This window comes from Pseudomonas syringae group sp. J254-4 (genome assembly GCF_032586855.1).
GTDB classification, from domain to species: domain Bacteria; phylum Pseudomonadota; class Gammaproteobacteria; order Pseudomonadales; family Pseudomonadaceae; genus Aquipseudomonas; species Aquipseudomonas amygdali.
In genome coordinates this window covers 22,246-39,565 of sequence record NZ_JAWHOO010000002.1, presented here as the reverse complement: position 1 = coordinate 39,565, position 17,320 = coordinate 22,246, and the positions used below count along the sequence as shown (strand labels likewise).

Sequence of the window (17,320 nt, the reverse complement as noted above, 5' to 3'; positions counted from 1 at the left end):
CTAAAACCACATGCCCAACCCGGCATGGGTTGGCCGCTTAATCTCTCAGTCATTTGGCGCCAGGCGCCGCGTTTCTTTAAGGGTCTTACCGGCTACACCTACAGTGAAGGAACCGGGCCCCTAGAAAAGAGCGCTGCTTTATACCAGAAACCCTTGGACGCAACAACAGGCAAAGCACTTTGACCCGAATGAATCCGCTCTGCGCGGCGGTATGCTCAAGCAATGCGGGGGCACAGGCAAATCGACCGCTCGTCGCACCGTGACGATTGTTCTACGCCAGTACATGGTCTAGGGTTAGTCCCTCACCAGACTGCGCCGGCAGATGGGGCCCTTTCTGAACAGGAAATAACGCCATGCGCCTAGCTGCACTCCCTTTTTTGCTTGTTCCGTTGCTGCTTCCGATTGCCGCCCAGGCATCGAGCCTTGTGGTTTGTACCGAAGCCAGTCCCGAAGGCTTCGACGTTGTGCAGTACAACTCACTGACCACCACCAACGCATCGGCCGACGTGCTGATGAACCGTCTGGTGGACTTCGATGCCCAGAGCGGCAAGCTGGTACCGAGCCTGGCAGAAAGCTGGACCGTATCCAAAGACGGCCTGACTTACGACTTCAAGCTGCGCTCCGGAGTGAAATTTCATACCACAGACTATTTCAAGCCGAGCCGCGAGCTGAGCGCCGATGACGTGCTGTTCAGCTTCCAGCGCATGCTCGACCCGCAGAACCCGTGGCACAAGATTGCCCAGAGCGGCTTCCCGCATGCGCAATCCATGCAGTTGCCCGCGCTGATCAAGAGCATCGAAGCGCCTGACGCGCACTCCGTCCGCTTTACACTCAATCGGGCGGACTCGACCTTCCTGGCCACGCTGAGCATGGGTTTTGCGTCGATCTACTCGGCCGAATATACCGCGCAACTCCTGAAAGCCGGCACACCGGAAAAACTCAACAGCCAGCCGATCGGCACCGGGCCGTTCGTGTTCAAGCGTTTCCAGAAAGATGCCGTGGTGCGTTATGAGGCGTTCAAGGACTACTTCGCCGGCAAGTCTGATGTCGACACCTTGGTGTATGCCATCACAGCGGACGCCAATGTGCGCCTGCAGAAAGTCCGTCAGAACGAATGCCAGATAGCGCTCTCGCCCAAGCCTCTGGACATTCAGGCGGCCAGCGAGGATGACTCGCTCAAGGTCGAGAAGACTGAAGCATTCATGACCGCGTTTGTCGCGATCAACAGTCAGCACCCACCATTCGACAAGCCTGAAGTTCGTCAGGCCATCAACCTGGCGTTCGACAAGGCCAATTACCTGAAGGCCGTGTTCGAAGGTACCGCCGCGGCGGCCAATGGCCCTTATCCGCCCAACACCTGGAGCTACGCCAAAGACCTGCCCGGCTATCAGCACGATGTCGCCAAGGCCAAGACTTTACTGGCCAAAGCCGGTCTGAAGGATGGTTTCAAGACCACTATCTGGACCCGGCCTTCCGGCAGCCTGCTTAACCCCAACCCAAGCCTGGGCGCTCAACTGCTGCAGTCTGACTTGAAACAGATCGGTATTGATGCCGAGATCAAGATCATTGAATGGGGCGAATTGATTCGCCGTGCCAAGGCTGGCGAGCATGACCTGCTGTTCATGGGCTGGGCGGGCGACAATGGCGACCCGGACAACTTCCTGACCCCGCAGTTCTCGTGTGCAGCCGTGCAGTCGGGCACCAACTTCGCCCGTTATTGCGACAAGACACTGGACAAGCTGATCACCGATGGTAAGTCCGTCAGCGATCAGGGCGAACGCAGCAAGCTGTACCATCAGGCGCAGCAGCAGATCCAACAGCAGGCACTGTGGATACCCCTCGCCCACCCGACCGCAGCAGCCTTGGTACGCAAGGACGTCACGGGTTATCAGGTCAGCCCGTTTGGCAGGCAGGATTTCTACAAGGTGCAGGTCAAGTAAATCGCCAGACCTAGGCCTGTCTGCGTAACTGGCGTGCCAATGCCCTGCATTGGCACGCCCCACCTCAAGACCGGACGCAGAGCGTCCAGAACGGCATTACCACGCAGAGCGCGGGAACGATAAGCCGAATCCCGCCCTATCGCTCCGCGTGAGCGCTACATCAACCCGCGCTCGACCATCGACAGTGGCTCGCCGTCGCCCACGATGACGTGGTCCAGCACATGAACATCCACCAGCATCAGTGCTTCCTTGAGGCGCTTGGTCAGGTCTATGTCGGACCGGCTGGGCGTGGTGATGCCGGAAGGATGGTTGTGGCAGAGGATCAGGCTGGCGGCGTTGTGAGCCATCGCTCGCTTCACCACCTGGCGCGGATGCACATAGGAGGCGTTGATCGTCCCGCGAAACAGTATCTCGAAGGTCATGACCCGGTGTTTGTTGTCCAGAAACAGGCAGGCGAAAACTTCATGCTGTTCATGTCTGAGCTGAGCTTTCAGGTAGTTGCGCACCTGAGTGGGGTTTTCCAGCGCTGAGTCACGGCGCAATGACTCGGCCATGTGCCGGCGCGCCATCTCCATGACAGCCTGCAACTGAGCAAATTTGGCAGGCCCCAGCCCGAGTTGGGAGGTAAACGTGGACAGGTCAGCATCCAGTAACGATCTGAGCCCGTCGAATTGATTCAGAAGATGACGGGCAAGGTCTACGGCGCTTTTTCCGGCCACCCCGGTGCGTAAAAAGATAGCCAGCAACTCGGCGTCGGAAAGGCTCCCCGCCCCCAACTCCAACAAGCGTTCCCGCGGGCGTTCGGCCGCGGGCCAACTGCGAATACTCATAGCACCTCCATGTGATTGGGCACCGCTGTTGCGGTGCAGTCGCTGTGCTATCTTAGCCCATCTTTTTTGCGCGACGGCCTGGCCTGGGGAGGCGTCATGGGCGTCGCGTATTCACTCGACCAAAAAGGCAGGTCTATGCAGCGGCTGTATCGAAAACGCATCGTTCTTGGCGTCGGCGGCGGCATCGCGGCTTACAAGAGCGCCGAGCTGGTCCGCCGCCTGCGCGATCAGGGCGCTGAAGTGCGTGTCGTCATGACCAAAGGCGGAGCAGAGTTCATTACGCCGCTGACCATGCAGGCCCTGTCCGGGCACCCTGTGCACCTGGACCTTCTCGACCCGGCCGCAGAGGCCGCGATGGGCCACATCGAACTTGCCAAATGGGCCGATCTGATCCTGATCGCTCCGGCCACCGCCGACCTGATCGCGCGCCTGGCGCAAGGCATCGCCAACGACTTGCTGACCACCATCGTGCTGGCAACCGATGCCACCGTCGCCATCGCACCGGCGATGAATCAGGCAATGTGGCGTGACGCCTCAGTGCAAGCCAATACCCGGCAGCTTGAAGAGCGTGACTTTCGTGTGTTTGGGCCAGCGTCCGGCAGTCAGGCCTGCGGCGATGTCGGCTTCGGGCGCATGCTGGAGGCCGACGATCTGGCCCAGTGCGCAGCGGACTGTTTCCAGCGCCTGAGCCTGACCGGCAAGCATGTGCTGATCACCGCTGGCCCGACCCAGGAAAACATCGATCCGGTGCGCTACATCACTAACCACAGCTCCGGAAAAATGGGCTTTGCCCTGGCCGAAGCGGCTGTGGAAGCCGGTGCGCGCGTCACGCTGATCACCGGGCCAGTCAATCTGACGACGCCGGATCGCGTCTCGCGCATCGACGTGGTCAGCGCCCGCGACATGCTGGCGGCGTGCGAGACTGCCATCCCCTGTGACCTGTTCATCGCCTCGGCAGCGGTGGCTGACTACCGTCCGGAAGTTGTCGCCCCGCACAAATTGAAGAAAGATCCTTCAAACGGTGACGGCTTGCTGCTGCAGATGGTCCGCAATCCGGATATTCTGGCGACCATCGCAACCCGCCCGGATCGCCCTTTCAGCGTCGGCTTCGCCGCCGAGACCGAACACCTGCTCGACTATGCTGCCCGCAAGCTCAAGGACAAGAACCTGGACCTGATTGTCGCCAACGATGTCGCCAACCCCAGCATCGGCTTCAACAGTGAAGAGAACGCTTGCAGCGTGATTGACCGGGCGTTGCACGCAACGCTTTTTGCCCAGACCAGCAAGGCCAAGATTGCCCGCCAGCTGATCACTTTTATCGCCGACCGCATGAATCAGGTTTAACTACGAATGCACGCTCTACAAGCCAAGATCCTCGACCCTCGCATTGGCAACGAATTTCCACTCCCGGCCTACGCCACTGTTGGCTCGGCAGGCCTGGACCTGCGTGCCATGCTCAAGGAGGATACCGTCCTCGAGCCCGGCCAGACCCTGCTGATCCCTACCGGCCTGTCGATTTACATTGGCGATCCGGGCCTTGCCGCGTTGATCCTGCCGCGCTCCGGCCTGGGTCACAAACATGGCATCGTGCTGGGTAACCTGGTGGGTCTGATCGACTCCGATTATCAGGGAGAATTGATGGTGTCGTGCTGGAACCGTGGCCAGACTGCATTCAACATCGCGGTCGGCGAGCGTATTGCGCAACTGGTGCTGGTGCCTGTGGTGCAGGCGCACTTCGAGCTGGTTGAAGCATTCGACGAAAGTCAGCGTGGCGCAGGCGGCTTCGGCCACTCCGGCAACCATTAATCGTCATTCGGCACATAATCCGGGTTCGGAAAAAGGCTCAGGGAGAGGTCGGTGAAAGGCAGTCAGCACAGCGCTCCAAAACACGCTATTGCGGCCGATAACTCTCCCCCTGCAGCGAGCCTGAAAGGGCTTGCTCCAGGCCTTGTGCCTGCGACAATCGGCCTGATAATCGCCGCGGCGCTGGTCTGGGTTGCGCTGATATCCAGCCCCCAGCAGCAGGATCAGCTTGTTCAGGCATGGGGCGGCAGTCAGGCGGCAGCCATTGGTCTGGCGCTGCGGCAGATCAATGCCGACACTCGATCGGCCGCCTCCGGCGCAACACTTGTACAGACGCTTCAGAGCAATGATGCCTCCGCATTGCTGGCAGCACAGGATCGCTTCACTCGCTGGGACGGCCTGGCAGGCGCGCGGCTTTACCCCAAAGGCCTGGCTGACGTCGATACGCAGGGCGCGTTGCCGTTAAGTTTTGCCACGCTGGATATGCTCAACAAGGCTGCACAAGGCGAGGTCGTCGCCCCGGAGGCTCGCAAGGCGGGCGAGCGCTGGTTGATCTACAGTGCTGCGCCGGTACGTGCCGCGCCAACTCAGCCGGTGGTGGGCACATTGCTGCTGGCCTTTGACCTGCAGCGCTTGCTCAATGCCTTGCCGGCACTGCCTGCCGAAGCCGGGCAAGTGGTGCTCAGCCAGCAGTTTGGCAACGGACCTGCGCAGGTTTTCCTGCAGCGCGGTCAGGCCGACGGCGGCAAACCGCAGGTGTTCGATACCGGCTATTCAGGCTGGAAACTCGAATTCACGCCCGGCCCCGGCCTGAAAACTTCGCCCTCCGTCGTACTTTTGCTGCTGGCGCTGGTTATCGCTGCAGCGGGCGTGCTGCTTGGCTTGCATCGCAGCGAGAGAGCTCTGCAACGGCGTATTTGCGCCGACGCACGACAACTGGATCAGTTGCTCCAAGAACTCTCACGCGGAAAAGCCGTCAAACCCTTCGGTTTGAGCCTCCCGGCCCTGAGTGGTCTGGCCCAGGCCCTTGCTCGTGTCTCGCTTCGCAGTCAACCCCAGGCAGTACCTGCGTTGGTTGCCGGTGAGCAGCGCGATGCAGATATTGTCAAAGGCAGTGCTCCGTCCACAGTGGCTGCATCACGCACCGACTGGACCGATCCACTGTTTCAAGATACCGATATCCTTGATATCGACCTTCTCGATGAAAACCAGGACTTCCTGAGATCGGAGCATCCCCTCGCTATGAACAGCCCAGCATCCGTGGCACCCAACCTTCCCGAGACTATTTTCCGCGCCTATGACATCCGTGGCGTGGTCGGGGACACCCTCAACGCTGAAACGGCTTACTGGATCGGCCGCGCCATCGGCTCCGAAAGCCTGGCGCAGAACGAACCCAACGTCAGCGTCGGTCGCGATGGTCGCCTTTCCGGTCCGGAACTGGTGCAGCAACTGATTCAAGGCCTGCACGACAGCGGCTGCCATGTCAGCGATGTGGGCCTGGTGCCGACGCCTGCACTGTACTACGCCGCCAACGTGCTGGCAGGCAAGACCGGTGTGATGCTGACCGGCAGCCACAACCCCAAGGACTACAACGGTTTCAAGATCGTCATCGCGGGCGACACTCTCGCCAACGAGCAGATCCAGGCGCTGCACGAGCGTATCAAGACCAACAACCTGACTTCGCAGAAAGGCAGCATCACTAAAGTCGACATCCTCGATCGCTACTTCAAGCAGATCAAGGACGACATCGTCATGGCCCGCAAGCTGAAGGTCGTGGTCGACTGCGGCAACGGCGCGGCAGGCGTGATTGCCCCGCAGCTGATCGAAGCGCTGGGTTGTGAAGTGATCTCGCTGTTCGCGGAAGTGGACGGCAACTTCCCCAATCACCACCCGGACCCGGGCAAGCTGGAAAACCTGCAGGATCTGATCGCCAAGGTCAAGGAAACCGGCGCCGATCTGGGCCTGGCGTTCGACGGTGACGGCGACCGTGTCGGTGTCGTGACCAACGCAGGCAACGTGGTGTACCCGGACCGCCTGTTGATGCTGTTCGCGCTGGACGTGCTCAAGCGCAACCCGGGTGCCGACATCATTTTCGACGTCAAATGCACACGTCGCCTGACTCCGCTGATCAGCGAACATGGCGGTCGTCCGGTGATGTGGAAAACCGGCCACTCGCTGATCAAGAAAGAGATGAAAAAGAGCGGCGCGCTGCTCGCAGGTGAAATGAGCGGCCACATCTTCTTCAAGGAGCGCTGGTTCGGTTTTGACGACGGCATCTACAGTGCGGCACGTCTGCTGGAGATCCTCAGCCAGGAGTCAGCCAATGCCGAAGACCTGTTCGAAACCTTCCCGAACGATATTTCGACGCCTGAAATCAACATCAAGGTGACGGATGTCACCAAGTTCAGCATCATCAAGGCCCTTGAAACCGACGCGCAGTGGGGCGACGCCAAACTGACCACCATCGACGGTGTCCGCGTGGACTATCCGAAGGGTTGGGGTCTGGTTCGTGCGTCCAATACCACGCCGGTACTGGTGCTGCGTTTCGAGGCCGAAACCGAGGCTGAGTTGCAGCGCATCAAGGACGTGTTCCACGCTGAGCTGAAAAAAGTTGCACCGGATCTCGACCTGCCATTTTGATTGTTTTTCCTTTTGACTGGAGCCCTGAATGACCCTCGAACGTGATGCCGCCTCTAATGTAGCCAAGGTCCTTTCCGAAGCGCTGCCTTACATTCGCCGCTTTGTCGGCAAGACGCTGGTTATCAAGTACGGCGGCAACGCCATGGAGAGCGAAGAGCTGAAAACCGGCTTTGCGCGCGACATCGTGTTGATGAAGGCGGTGGGCATCAACCCGGTGGTGGTTCACGGCGGCGGGCCGCAGATCGGTGATCTGCTAAAGCGCCTGTCCATCGAGAGCCACTTCATCGATGGCATGCGCGTGACCGATGCGCAGACTATGGATGTGGTGGAGATGGTGCTGGGTGGCCAGGTCAACAAGGACATCGTCAACCTGATCAACCGTCACGGCGGCAGCGCGATCGGCCTGACCGGCAAGGACGCTGAGCTGATTCGTGCGAAGAAACTCACCGTCACGCGCCAGACGCCGGAAATGACCAAGCCCGAAATCATCGACATCGGTCAGGTCGGTGAAGTGGTCGGGGTCAACACCGGGCTGCTCAACATGCTGGTCAAAGGGGATTTCATTCCGGTCATCGCGCCTATCGGCGTGGGCCCGGACGGCGAGTCGTACAACATCAACGCCGACCTGGTCGCAGGCAAGGTTGCCGAAGCCCTCAAGGCCGAGAAGCTGATTCTGCTGACCAACATCGCCGGCCTGATGAACAAGCAGGGCGAAGTCCTGACTGGGCTGACCACCGAGCAGGTCGACGGTCTGATCGCCGACGGCACGATCTATGGCGGCATGCTGCCGAAGATCCGTTGCGCGCTGGAAGCGGTTCAGGGTGGGGTCAATAGCTCGCACATCATCGATGGACGAGTGCCCAATGCGGTCCTGCTGGAAATCTTCACCGACAGCGGTGTAGGTACTCAGATCACCAACCGCAAGCGGCACTGATTCAGGCGTAACACCCAAAGGCCCCGTGAGCTGACGCTGACGGGGCCTTTTTGTTGGTTGATGATGATCGCTGATTATCGTTCCCACGCTGGAGCGTAAGGAACGACAGGTGTCTGGCTTCGACCCCTTTCGCGAACAAGTTCGCTCCTACGGCCTTCGGCCAGAATCAAAAACAGGCGTGGGCATGCGCTTCTGGACGCTCTGCGTCCGGTCATTGAGTCAGGCGCTGGACGCGTGCACGATCGACGGCGAAATCTGCTTCAGCCTTCACCCGTGCGGCCTGATACCCGACGATATCGGTTTGCAGCTTCTGCTGCTGATCGCGCAAGTCATTCAACTGATCGACCAGCCCCTGCTGAACCGGACGCCCCGCACGCTCCAGGTCGGCTGCCTGGCCTTGCAGGTTGCGCTGCTGAGCCGCCAGCCCCTGAATATTGCCTTGGGCGACGCCAATCAGCGCATCCAGCTCGGCCAGTTTGCGGGCCTTGACGCGGTCCACCTCAGCGACGCTGCTGTAGAGGCTTAACAGCTGTGCATCGGCAGCGGCCTGGCGTTTTTCTGCTTCGGATTGGCGAATCTGCTCGGCCGTTGGCGCAGGCGGTACGACCTGAACCACCCGACCACGACTGTTGAGCACTTCATAGCCTTTGGCAACGTAGTCGGGCGGCACGCCTTGCGTATCGATCACGGTCACGCCACGGCTGTCGACGTAGCGATAAAGTCGAGCTTCAGGCGCATCAGCCGCTTGAGCGAGCAAGGGCGCAAGCATGCCAAGAGCCAGCCAGAACCCCAAAACGCTCAGTACGCCTGAAACCGAAGCCCGCTCCGTGCCGCTGACTGCCATAGGCTCGTCCTCAGATTCCGTATTGCGCGCGATAGGCTTCGACAGCAGGCAGATGCTGCTTGAGTTGCGGATCGTCGGCCAGGAACTCGAGCACCTGATTCAGCGACACGATACTCACCACCGGAATCCCGAAGTCACGCTCGACTTCCTGAATCGCCGACAGCTCGCCATTGCCACGCTCCTGACGATTGAGCGCGATCAGCACGCCCGCAGCTGTCGCGTCCTGGTCCTTGATGATCTGCATGACTTCACGAATCGCCGTACCCGCCGTGATCACGTCATCGATAATCAGCACATTGCCCGCCAGCGGCGAACCCACCAGGCTGCCGCCCTCGCCGTGCGCTTTGGCTTCCTTGCGGTTGAAACACCACGGTAGATCACGGTCATGATGCTCGGCCAGCGCCACAGCAGTGGCCGAGGCGAGCGGAATACCCTTGTAGGCCGGGCCGAACAGAACGTCGAAGGCAATACCGCTTTCAACCACCGCTGCTGCGTAGAAACGCCCCAGCTGTGCCAGTGCGGAACCGGTGTTGAACAGCCCGGCATTGAAGAAGTACGGGCTGGTGCGCCCGGACTTGAGAGTGAACTCACCGAAGCGCAGAACACCGCGATCGATGGCAAAACGAATGAAATCGCGCTGATACGCTTGCATGGAAAAAGCTCCGGATACCACGGATTTAGCTAATTAGGTAGAGCTCGGGTATCATACACGCACGTGATTTTTGGGGCCATTTATGCGGATCATCAGTGTGAACGTAAATGGCATTCAGGCTGCAGTCGAGCGTGGTTTGCTCAGCTGGCTGCAAGCTCAGAATGCCGACGTCATCTGCTTACAGGACACCCGCGCCTCCACCTTTGAACTGGATGATCCAGCCTTTCAGCTGGATGGTTACTTCCTCTATGCCTGCGAAGCCGAGGTTCCCGCTCAGGGTGGTGTGGCGCTTTATTCGCGGTTGCAGCCGAAGGCGGTAATCAGCGGCCTCGGTTTCGAGACAGCCGACCGCTACGGGCGCTACCTGCAAGCAGATTTCGACAAGGTCAGTATCGCTACCCTGCTCTTTCCGTCAGGGATGAATGGCGATGAAGACCTGAATCAGAAATTCAAGCTCATGGACGATTTCGGCAAGTACATGGACAAGCAACGCCGCAAGCGTCGCGAATACATCTATTGCGGATCGCTCTATGTCGCGCAGCAGAAGCTCGACATCAAGAACTGGCGTGATAGCCAGCAGTCTCCTGGCTTCCTGGCGCCTGAGCGCGCCTGGATGGACGAGATTGTCGGCACCATGGGCTATGTCGATGCCCTGCGTGAAGTCAGCCGCGAAGGTGATCAGTACAGCTGGTGGCCGGATAACGAACAGGCCGAGATGCTGAATCTGGGCTGGCGCTTCGATTATCAGATCCTGACTCCAGGTCTGCGCCGCTTCGTGCGCAGCGCTCGCCTGCCACGTCAGCCGCGCTTCTCGCAGCACGCGCCCTTGATCGTGGACTACGACTGGACCCTGACTATCTGATAGTCAGGCGAATAACGCATACGAAAAAGCCGACTTCAAGTCGGCTTTTTGCGTTGCTCGCGCTATGCGTTATTTCAACAGGCGCCAGGTGAAGGGGTAACGATATTCCAGTCCGTTGTTTGCCTTCACCCCGGCGATAACCGTGAGTATGAAAGCACCAAGGCACACCAGCATGAACAGTGCGATGCCGATTACCACGAACATCAGCATTATGCATATCAGGCCTGCAATCGCGGCAGTGATCTGAAAGTTCAGCGCTTCTTTGCCCTGCGAATCAATGAACGGGTCTGTCTCCCTCTTCATTTGCCAGAGAATCAATGGCGCAAGGAGATTGCCAAAGGGGAAGACCAGTCCAATGAGAGCGGATAAATGACAGAACATCGCCCACTGACGGGCTTCCCGGCTGGGTTTGTATAAGGGCTGCGGACTGTCATTCATCATCAAACGCTCCTTATTTATCAATCGGCCAGTGCGGCACGCTGCAGTTCAAACAACTCGGTAATGCCCTTCTGTGCCAGCGCCAGCATCGCGTTCAGCTCTTCAGGCTGGAATGGCGCGCCTTCGGCAGTGCCCTGAACTTCAATGAAACCGCCTGCACTGGTCATGACCACGTTCAGGTCGGTTTCGGCAGCCGAGTCTTCGAGGTAGTCCAGGTCGAGCACTGGCTCACCCTGATACATGCCGACCGAAACGGCCGCGATCATCTGCTTGAGCGGGTCGCCGCCTTTCAGGCCGCCGCGCTTCTTGATCACCTTCAGCGCATCCGCCAGAGCAACCATCGCACCGGTAATAGAAGCCGTACGAGTGCCACCGTCAGCCTGAATGACATCGCAATCGACGTACAGGGTAACGTCGCCCAACTTGGACATGTCCAGCGCAGCGCGCAGCGAACGACCGATCAGGCGCTGGATTTCGAGTGTACGACCACCCTGCTTGCCACGGCTGGCTTCACGCTGATTACGCTCGCCTGTAGCGCGTGGCAGCATGCCGTATTCGGCGGTCAGCCAACCCTGGCCCTGCCCTTTGAGAAAGCGTGGTACGCCGTTTTCGACGCTGACGGTGCAAATCACCTTGGTATCACCAAACTCGACCAGTACAGAACCCTCGGCGTGTTTGGTGTAGTTGCGGGTGATGCGGATCGAGCGGAGCTGATCGGCGGCGCGACCACTTGGACGTTTCATCTGGGATACCTGTACTGAGACGGAAAACTGCTGGGCATTATAGAGGTCACAGCTGCTACTGGGCATCTCTAAAAGCCACCAATGCCGATTTGCTCCGAATAGGAGGCTCTGGATCAACGCTTCCGACGCTCTCGCGTGATCGCCGCGAATGCCTTGCGTCACTTGTCACGCTGCCGGATTGGGAGCCTGCGTCGCACTGCGCTACAATCCTGCGCCTCTGCAGCCAGTCGGCTTTCACGACACCCATGAACGCCGAGCCTGTGCATTCATGGGTTGAATCACGTTCCTGAATCGATAAGAGGTACTTCCCATGGTGCACAGCATGACTGCCTTTGCCCGCGTAGAGCGAGCCGGTGCCCAAGGCACACTGAGCTGGGAACTGCGCTCGGTCAATCACCGCTATCTGGAGCCGCACCTGCGCCTGCCGGAGTCGTTCCGTGATCTGGAAGGTGCGATTCGCGAAGCGCTGCGTCAGGGGCTGTCGCGCGGCAAGGTCGAATGCACATTGCGTTTTGTCGAGGAAACCGCTGGCAAACCGCTGCAAGTGGATCTTGAGCGTGCAGGCCAGTTGATCGCCGCAGCCGAATCGGTTGCCGGCCTGATCAAACAGCCTGCCGCGCTGAACCCCCTTGAAGTTCTGGCATGGCCCGGCGTACTTGTGGCTGATGCCAGCGATCCGCAGGTGTTGAACACCGAAGCACTGAAGCTGTTCAATGATGCGCTGACTGAATTGAAGAGCGGGCGCGGGCGCGAAGGTGCAGACCTGGCCAGACTGCTTGATGACCGGCTGTCTTCCATCGTCGAGGAGGTTGCCACCCTGCGCACCCTGGTGCCGCAGATGCTGGCAACTCAGCGCCAGAAAGTACTGGATCGCTTTGCTGACATGAAAGCCGAACTCGACCCTCAGCGTCTGGAGCAGGAAATGGTTCTGTTGGCACAGAAAAGCGATGTTGCCGAAGAACTGGACCGCCTCAGCACACACGTCACCGAAGTGCGTCGCGTACTCAAGGCTGGCGGTCAGGCAGGCCGGCGCCTTGATTTCCTGATGCAAGAGCTTAACCGCGAAGCGAATACACTGGGCTCCAAGGCCTTTGACCCACGCAGCACGCAGGCTGCCGTCAACCTTAAAGTGTTGATCGAGCAGATGCGCGAGCAAGTGCAGAATATTGAGTAAGGCTGAACCTGACATGACCCATATCACTGGCACCCTGTATATCATTTCCGCCCCGTCCGGCGCGGGCAAGACCAGCCTGGTCAAGGCCCTGATGGACGCCCAGCAAGAGCCTCAGCACGGCGCGCAGGCGAAGATCCGCGTCTCGGTCTCGCACACCACCCGGGCCATGCGCCCCGGCGAAGTGAACGGCGTGAACTACAACTTCGTCGATCGTGCCGAGTTCGTGCGCATGATCGAGCACGGCGACTTTCTTGAGCAGGCCGAAGTCTTCGGCAATCTGTATGGCACCTCGCAGAGCCACCTTCAGCAGACCCTGGACGAAGGCCACGACCTGATTCTGGAAATCGACTGGCAGGGTGCCCGGCAGGTTCGTGCGCAAATGCCGCAGGCCCGGTCGATCTTCATTCTGCCGCCTACCCAGCAGGCATTGCGTCAGCGCCTGACCAATCGCGGCCAGGACAGTGACGAGATCATTGAAGCGCGGATGCGTGAAGCGGTCAGCGAAATGAGCCACTACAACGAGTATGAATACGTTGTGGTCAATGACGATTTTGCCGGTGCACTGGAAGACCTCAAGGCGATATTCCGCGCCAATCGCCTGACCCAGCAGCATCAGCAAGAGCAATACAGCGAGCTTTTTCAGGAGTTGCTGGCTTGATCGAGTCGTTTCCAGACATCAGGCAACAGGTTAAAAGCATGCCGTTGGTGGCTTGCCGCTTGATGCCTGGTGCTGTCCGCTTGTAAACTATCGAGTCCGCTCGCCCATCCGGGCATCGCGCATCCGCATTTGCTACGAGGAATACCCATGGCCCGCGTAACCGTTGAAGACTGCCTAGAACACGTGGATAACCGCTTTGAGCTGGTCATGCTCTCTACCAAGCGTGCCCGTCAACTGGCAACCGGCGGCAAAGAACCAAAGCTGGCCTGGGAAAATGACAAGCCTACCGTTATGGCACTGCGTGAAATCGCGGCTGGCCTGATGGATTACGCTGTAATCGCAGAAGCCGAAATCGTTGAAGATGAACCATTGTTCGCAGCGTTCGAGGACGAGTCCAACGAGGCCGTCTAAGCCTATGCCAGGTCGACGTAGTACGGCGCAGGGTAAAAGCCATTGGCAAGGGGTAGCGCCTTGCCGAGCATAGACGCCCTCGCCGAAAGACTGTCGGCCTACCTCGGCAAGGACCAGGTCAACCTGGTTCGCCGAGCGTATTACTATGCCGAACAAGCCCACGATGGCCAGCGCCGTCGCAGTGGTGAAGCCTACGTTACGCACCCTCTTGCGGTAGCGAATATTCTTGCCGACATGCACATGGACCATCAGAGCCTGATGGCTGCGATGCTGCATGACGTCATCGAAGACACCGGGATTGCCAAGGAAGCGCTCAGCGCCCAATTTGGCGAAACCGTCGCCGAACTGGTCGACGGGGTCAGCAAACTGACCCAGATGAATTTCGAGACCAAGGCCGAAGCCCAGGCAGAAAACTTCCAGAAAATGGCCATGGCCATGGCGCGCGACATTCGCGTGATCCTGGTCAAACTCGCCGATCGCCTGCATAACATGCGCACGCTGGAAGTGCTGTCGGGCGAAAAGCGTCGGCGCATCGCCAAGGAAACCCTCGAAATCTACGCACCCATCGCCAATCGGCTGGGTATGCACAGTGTGCGCATCGAATTCGAGGACCTGGGTTTCAAGGCGATGTACCCGATGCGCTCCTCGCGAATCAACCAGGCGGTCAAGCGCGCCAGGGGTAATCGCAAGGAACTGGTCAACAAGATCGAAGAGTCCCTCAGTCATTGCCTGGCCGTTGACGGCATCGAAGGCGACGTGAGCGGGCGGCAGAAGCATCTTTATGGCATCTACAAGAAGATGCGCGGCAAGCGTCGCGCCTTCAACGAGATCATGGATGTCTACGCATTCCGCATCATCGTCGACAAGGTCGATACCTGTTATCGCGTGCTGGGCGCTGTACATAATTTGTACAAGCCGCTGCCCGGCCGCTTCAAGGACTACATCGCAATCCCCAAGGCCAACGGCTATCAGTCCCTGCATACGACGTTGTTCGGTATGCATGGCGTACCGATCGAAATCCAGATCCGCACCCGCGAAATGGAGGAGATGGCCAACAACGGGATCGCTGCGCACTGGCTGTACAAATCCAGCGACGACGAGCAGCCCAAGGGCACTCACGCCCGTGCAAGGCAGTGGGTCAAGGGCGTGCTGGAAATGCAGCAGCGTGCGGGTAACTCTCTGGAGTTCATTGAAAGCGTCAAGATCGACCTGTTTCCGGACGAGGTTTACGTTTTCACGCCCAAAGGCCGGATCATGGAGCTGCCCAAAGGCTCCACGGCGGTGGATTTCGCCTACGCGGTACACACCGACGTCGGCAACAGCTGCATCGCCTGCCGGATCAACCGCCGACTGGCGCCATTGTCCGAACCGCTGCAAAGCGGCTCGACCGTCGAGATTGTCAGCGCCCCAGGTGCACGTCCGAATCCGGCATGGCTGAACTTCGTCGTGACCGGCAAGGCGCGTACGCATATTCGCCACGCGCTCAAGCTGCAACGCCGCTCCGAGTCGATCAACCTTGGCGAGCGCCTGCTGAACAAGGTGCTCAACGGCTTCGAATGCAGTCTCGACAAGATCACTCAGGAACGCATTCAGCTGGTGCTCAACGAGTACCGGGTCGAAGTGCTGGAAGACCTGCTCGAAGACATCGGGCTGGGCAATCGCATGGCCTATGTCGTCGCTCGCCGCCTGCTGGGCGAGGGCGAGCAGTTGCCAAGCCCTGAAGGTCCGCTGGCGATTCGTGGTACCGAAGGCCTGGTGCTCAGCTACGCCAAATGCTGCACGCCAATCCCTGGCGACCCTATTGTCGGCCACCTGTCGGCAGGCAAGGGCATGGTTGTGCATCTGGATAACTGCCGCAACATCAGCGAAATCCGTCACAACCCGGAAAAATGCATCCAGTTGTCCTGGGCCAAGGATGTCACCGGCGAATTCAACGTCGAGCTGCGTGTCGAACTCGAGCATCAGCGCGGCCTGATCGCTCTGCTGGCCAGCAGCGTCAACGCGGCCGACGGCAATATCGAAAAAATCAGCATGGACGAACGCGATGGTCGCATCAGCGTGGTCCAACTGGTGGTCAGCGTGCACGACCGTGTGCATCTGGCTCGTGTGATCAAGAAACTGCGCGCCCTGACAGGTGTCACACGCATCACCCGGATGCGCGCGTAGGCCATCCCATCATCAGGAGTTCTCATGACCAAGACTGTCATCACCAGCGATAAAGCCCCTGCGGCCATCGGCCCATACTCTCAGGCCATCAAAGCTGGCAATACCGTCTACATGTCCGGACAGATCCCGCTGGACCCGAACAGCATGGAGCTGGTCGAAGGCATCGAAGCGCAGATCACCCAGGTCTTCGAAAACCTGAAGTCTGTTGCCGAAGCGGCGGGCGGATCCTTCAAGGACATCGTCAAACTGAACATCTTTCTGACCGATCTGGGCCACTTCGCCAAGGTCAACGAGATCATGGGCACCTATTTCACCCAGCCTTATCCGGCTCGCGCCGCCATCGGCGTTGCAGCATTGCCGCGTGGCGCCCAGGTTGAAATGGACGCGATTCTCGTCATCGAATAATCCCCCGACGGAGCGTGCCTTGCGCTCCGTTCTCCCTGAAGGAAGGAATCCGTTATGCGCTCCGCGCTCGCCATCTCGCTGCTCGCCGTCATTCTGGGCGGCTGCGCCAGCCACGCCGACCGCAATCCGGACGGCACCTGGATCAACCAGACCGCCATCGACGCCGCCGTCAAACAAGGCAACTTGCGTCAGGCACTGCTCGCCAACGGCCCCAATCTGGAGTGGAAAATAAACTCCAAAGCCAATCAGGCCATTTACTCCAACGGTTTCGAGCTGGGTGAAGGCAAGATCGTCAGCGCTGCCGAAGGCAAGCTGCACATCGACTTCTACGGCAACTTCTTCGAAGACCTGAGCGTGAAGGGTGATGAACTGGTTCAAGCGGCCAGCGAGTCAGGCCCTGAACAGCACTTCCAGAAGCCGGAAAACCCGGCACCGGAAGGCGCTCAGCCTGGCACCAGCTTCGAGAAAGCCTTGTATAGCGCCTACATGGGCGGCAAATGGACTGTCGTGGAAGGCGATGGCCAAGGCAGCACCGTGCAGTTCATGCCTGACGGCAGTGTGCAGGGGCTTCCCGAAAACGATCGCTACGCACTATGCCTGGCGGGCGATTGCGCAGCCATGAGCGGCGAATACGACAGTATGTGGCTGGAGAAAGCCGAAAAAGGCAACCCGTGGATCTTTGCCCGCAAAGGCAAGCAACTGGAGATATTCCAGGCTATGAACAATGCCGGTGCTGACCAGATGCCCGAGCTGCGTCCAGGCCCACGTCGCTGGTTGCTCGAACAGCAGTAAGCAACTCAAGCCTCGGGAGCGCCCTTCA

General features: G+C 59.3%; 17 protein-coding genes. 12 read left to right on the top strand and 5 right to left on the bottom strand.

Going from position 1 to position 17,320, the window contains the following annotated elements; translation table 11 throughout:
- Positions 1-353: 353 nt before the first annotated feature.
- On the top strand, positions 354-1,940 hold the full coding sequence (locus RYB09_RS03365; protein ID WP_005778508.1) for an ABC transporter substrate-binding protein: 1,587 nt from the start codon (positions 354-356) through the stop codon (positions 1,938-1,940).
- 155 nt (positions 1,941-2,095) lie between these two features.
- Here the strand turns inward: RYB09_RS03365 and radC are convergent, their stop codons facing one another.
- Entirely contained in the window at positions 2,096-2,770 is a 675-nt protein-coding gene (gene radC / locus RYB09_RS03360; protein ID WP_002551512.1) for a RadC family protein, read from the bottom strand.
- A gap of 135 nt (positions 2,771-2,905) precedes the next feature.
- Here radC and coaBC point away from each other — a divergent pair, with 135 nt between their 5' ends.
- From coaBC to argB, 4 genes are read left to right on the top strand one after another with little or no spacing between them, the layout of a single operon-like run.
- Entirely contained in the window at positions 2,906-4,114 is a 1,209-nt protein-coding gene (coaBC, locus tag RYB09_RS03355) for a bifunctional phosphopantothenoylcysteine decarboxylase/phosphopantothenate--cysteine ligase CoaBC (RefSeq protein WP_316887614.1), read from the top strand.
- A gap of 6 nt (positions 4,115-4,120) precedes the next feature.
- Entirely contained in the window at positions 4,121-4,576 is a 456-nt protein-coding gene (dut, locus tag RYB09_RS03350; protein WP_316887506.1) for a dUTP diphosphatase, read from the top strand.
- 51 nt (positions 4,577-4,627) lie between these two features.
- Positions 4,628-7,213, top strand: coding sequence for a phosphomannomutase/phosphoglucomutase (locus RYB09_RS03345; RefSeq protein WP_316887504.1), 2,586 nt, complete (start codon positions 4,628-4,630; stop codon positions 7,211-7,213).
- A gap of 28 nt (positions 7,214-7,241) precedes the next feature.
- Positions 7,242-8,147, top strand: coding sequence for an acetylglutamate kinase (gene argB / locus RYB09_RS03340; RefSeq protein ID WP_002551508.1), 906 nt, complete (start codon positions 7,242-7,244; stop codon positions 8,145-8,147).
- A 211-nt stretch (positions 8,148-8,358) separates the two neighbouring features.
- Here argB and RYB09_RS03335 read toward each other — a convergent pair whose 3' ends face one another.
- Complete coding sequence (locus tag RYB09_RS03335; protein WP_316887502.1) at positions 8,359-8,991, bottom strand: DUF4124 domain-containing protein; 633 nt, start codon at positions 8,989-8,991, stop codon at positions 8,359-8,361.
- Positions 8,992-9,001: 10 nt separating this feature from the next.
- Entirely contained in the window at positions 9,002-9,643 is a 642-nt protein-coding gene (pyrE, locus tag RYB09_RS03330) for an orotate phosphoribosyltransferase (protein WP_316887500.1), read from the bottom strand.
- An 82-nt stretch (positions 9,644-9,725) separates the two neighbouring features.
- On the opposite strand from pyrE, the gene RYB09_RS03325 reads away from it, so the two are divergent.
- Positions 9,726-10,505 carry an exodeoxyribonuclease III gene (locus RYB09_RS03325; protein WP_002551505.1) on the top strand — a complete coding sequence of 260 codons (780 nt, stop codon included), beginning with the start codon at positions 9,726-9,728 and terminating at the stop codon, positions 10,503-10,505.
- A 69-nt stretch (positions 10,506-10,574) separates the two neighbouring features.
- On the opposite strand, the gene RYB09_RS03320 is transcribed toward RYB09_RS03325, so the two are convergent.
- Both RYB09_RS03320 and rph read right to left on the bottom strand, forming a co-directional pair.
- The gene (locus RYB09_RS03320) at positions 10,575-10,943 is read right to left on the bottom strand and encodes a DUF4870 domain-containing protein (protein ID WP_044344530.1); all 369 of its coding nucleotides are present in this window, start codon (positions 10,941-10,943) and stop codon (positions 10,575-10,577) included.
- A 20-nt stretch (positions 10,944-10,963) separates the two neighbouring features.
- Positions 10,964-11,686, bottom strand: coding sequence for a ribonuclease PH (rph, locus tag RYB09_RS03315; RefSeq protein WP_002551503.1), 723 nt, complete (start codon positions 11,684-11,686; stop codon positions 10,964-10,966).
- Positions 11,687-11,996: 310 nt separating this feature from the next.
- On the opposite strand from rph, the gene RYB09_RS03310 reads away from it, so the two are divergent.
- From RYB09_RS03310 to RYB09_RS03285, 6 genes are all read left to right on the top strand, one after another.
- Positions 11,997-12,860, top strand: coding sequence for a YicC/YloC family endoribonuclease (locus tag RYB09_RS03310; RefSeq protein WP_002551502.1), 864 nt, complete (start codon positions 11,997-11,999; stop codon positions 12,858-12,860).
- Between the two features lie 13 nt (positions 12,861-12,873).
- Positions 12,874-13,518 (top strand): guanylate kinase, encoded by a 645-nt coding sequence (gene gmk, locus RYB09_RS03305; protein ID WP_002551501.1) that lies wholly within the window; start codon positions 12,874-12,876, stop codon positions 13,516-13,518.
- Between the two features lie 147 nt (positions 13,519-13,665).
- Positions 13,666-13,929, top strand: a complete 264-nt coding sequence (gene rpoZ, locus RYB09_RS03300; RefSeq protein ID WP_002551500.1) for a DNA-directed RNA polymerase subunit omega — start codon at positions 13,666-13,668, stop codon at positions 13,927-13,929.
- 60 nt (positions 13,930-13,989) lie between these two features.
- Complete coding sequence (spoT, locus tag RYB09_RS03295) at positions 13,990-16,095, top strand: bifunctional GTP diphosphokinase/guanosine-3',5'-bis pyrophosphate 3'-pyrophosphohydrolase (RefSeq protein WP_002551499.1); 2,106 nt, start codon at positions 13,990-13,992, stop codon at positions 16,093-16,095.
- Positions 16,096-16,119: 24 nt separating this feature from the next.
- The gene (locus RYB09_RS03290; protein ID WP_044319282.1) at positions 16,120-16,500 is read left to right on the top strand and encodes a RidA family protein; all 381 of its coding nucleotides are present in this window, start codon (positions 16,120-16,122) and stop codon (positions 16,498-16,500) included.
- Between the two features lie 54 nt (positions 16,501-16,554).
- Positions 16,555-17,292 carry a hypothetical protein gene (locus RYB09_RS03285; RefSeq protein WP_057402761.1) on the top strand — a complete coding sequence of 246 codons (738 nt, stop codon included), beginning with the start codon at positions 16,555-16,557 and terminating at the stop codon, positions 17,290-17,292.
- Positions 17,293-17,320: the final 28 nt, after the last annotated feature.

Excerpts from the sequence above, each read along its gene's own strand:
- RYB09_RS03365 (WP_005778508.1), top strand. The coding sequence starts at position 354 with ATGCGCCTAGCTGCACTCCCTTTTTTGCTTGTTCCGTTGCTGCTTCCG.
- radC (WP_002551512.1), bottom strand. The coding sequence starts at position 2,770 with ATGAGTATTCGCAGTTGGCCCGCGGCCGAACGCCCGCGGGAACGCTTG.
- coaBC (WP_316887614.1), top strand. The coding sequence starts at position 2,906 with ATGCAGCGGCTGTATCGAAAACGCATCGTTCTTGGCGTCGGCGGCGGC.
- dut (WP_316887506.1), top strand. The coding sequence starts at position 4,121 with ATGCACGCTCTACAAGCCAAGATCCTCGACCCTCGCATTGGCAACGAA.
- argB (WP_002551508.1), top strand. The coding sequence starts at position 7,242 with ATGACCCTCGAACGTGATGCCGCCTCTAATGTAGCCAAGGTCCTTTCC.
- RYB09_RS03335 (WP_316887502.1), bottom strand. The coding sequence starts at position 8,991 with ATGGCAGTCAGCGGCACGGAGCGGGCTTCGGTTTCAGGCGTACTGAGC.
- pyrE (WP_316887500.1), bottom strand. The coding sequence starts at position 9,643 with ATGCAAGCGTATCAGCGCGATTTCATTCGTTTTGCCATCGATCGCGGT.
- RYB09_RS03325 (WP_002551505.1), top strand. The coding sequence starts at position 9,726 with ATGCGGATCATCAGTGTGAACGTAAATGGCATTCAGGCTGCAGTCGAG.
- RYB09_RS03320 (WP_044344530.1), bottom strand. The coding sequence starts at position 10,943 with ATGAATGACAGTCCGCAGCCCTTATACAAACCCAGCCGGGAAGCCCGT.
- rph (WP_002551503.1), bottom strand. The coding sequence starts at position 11,686 with ATGAAACGTCCAAGTGGTCGCGCCGCCGATCAGCTCCGCTCGATCCGC.
- RYB09_RS03310 (WP_002551502.1), top strand. The coding sequence starts at position 11,997 with ATGGTGCACAGCATGACTGCCTTTGCCCGCGTAGAGCGAGCCGGTGCC.
- gmk (WP_002551501.1), top strand. The coding sequence starts at position 12,874 with ATGACCCATATCACTGGCACCCTGTATATCATTTCCGCCCCGTCCGGC.
- rpoZ (WP_002551500.1), top strand. The coding sequence starts at position 13,666 with ATGGCCCGCGTAACCGTTGAAGACTGCCTAGAACACGTGGATAACCGC.
- RYB09_RS03290 (WP_044319282.1), top strand. The coding sequence starts at position 16,120 with ATGACCAAGACTGTCATCACCAGCGATAAAGCCCCTGCGGCCATCGGC.
- RYB09_RS03285 (WP_057402761.1), top strand. The coding sequence starts at position 16,555 with ATGCGCTCCGCGCTCGCCATCTCGCTGCTCGCCGTCATTCTGGGCGGC.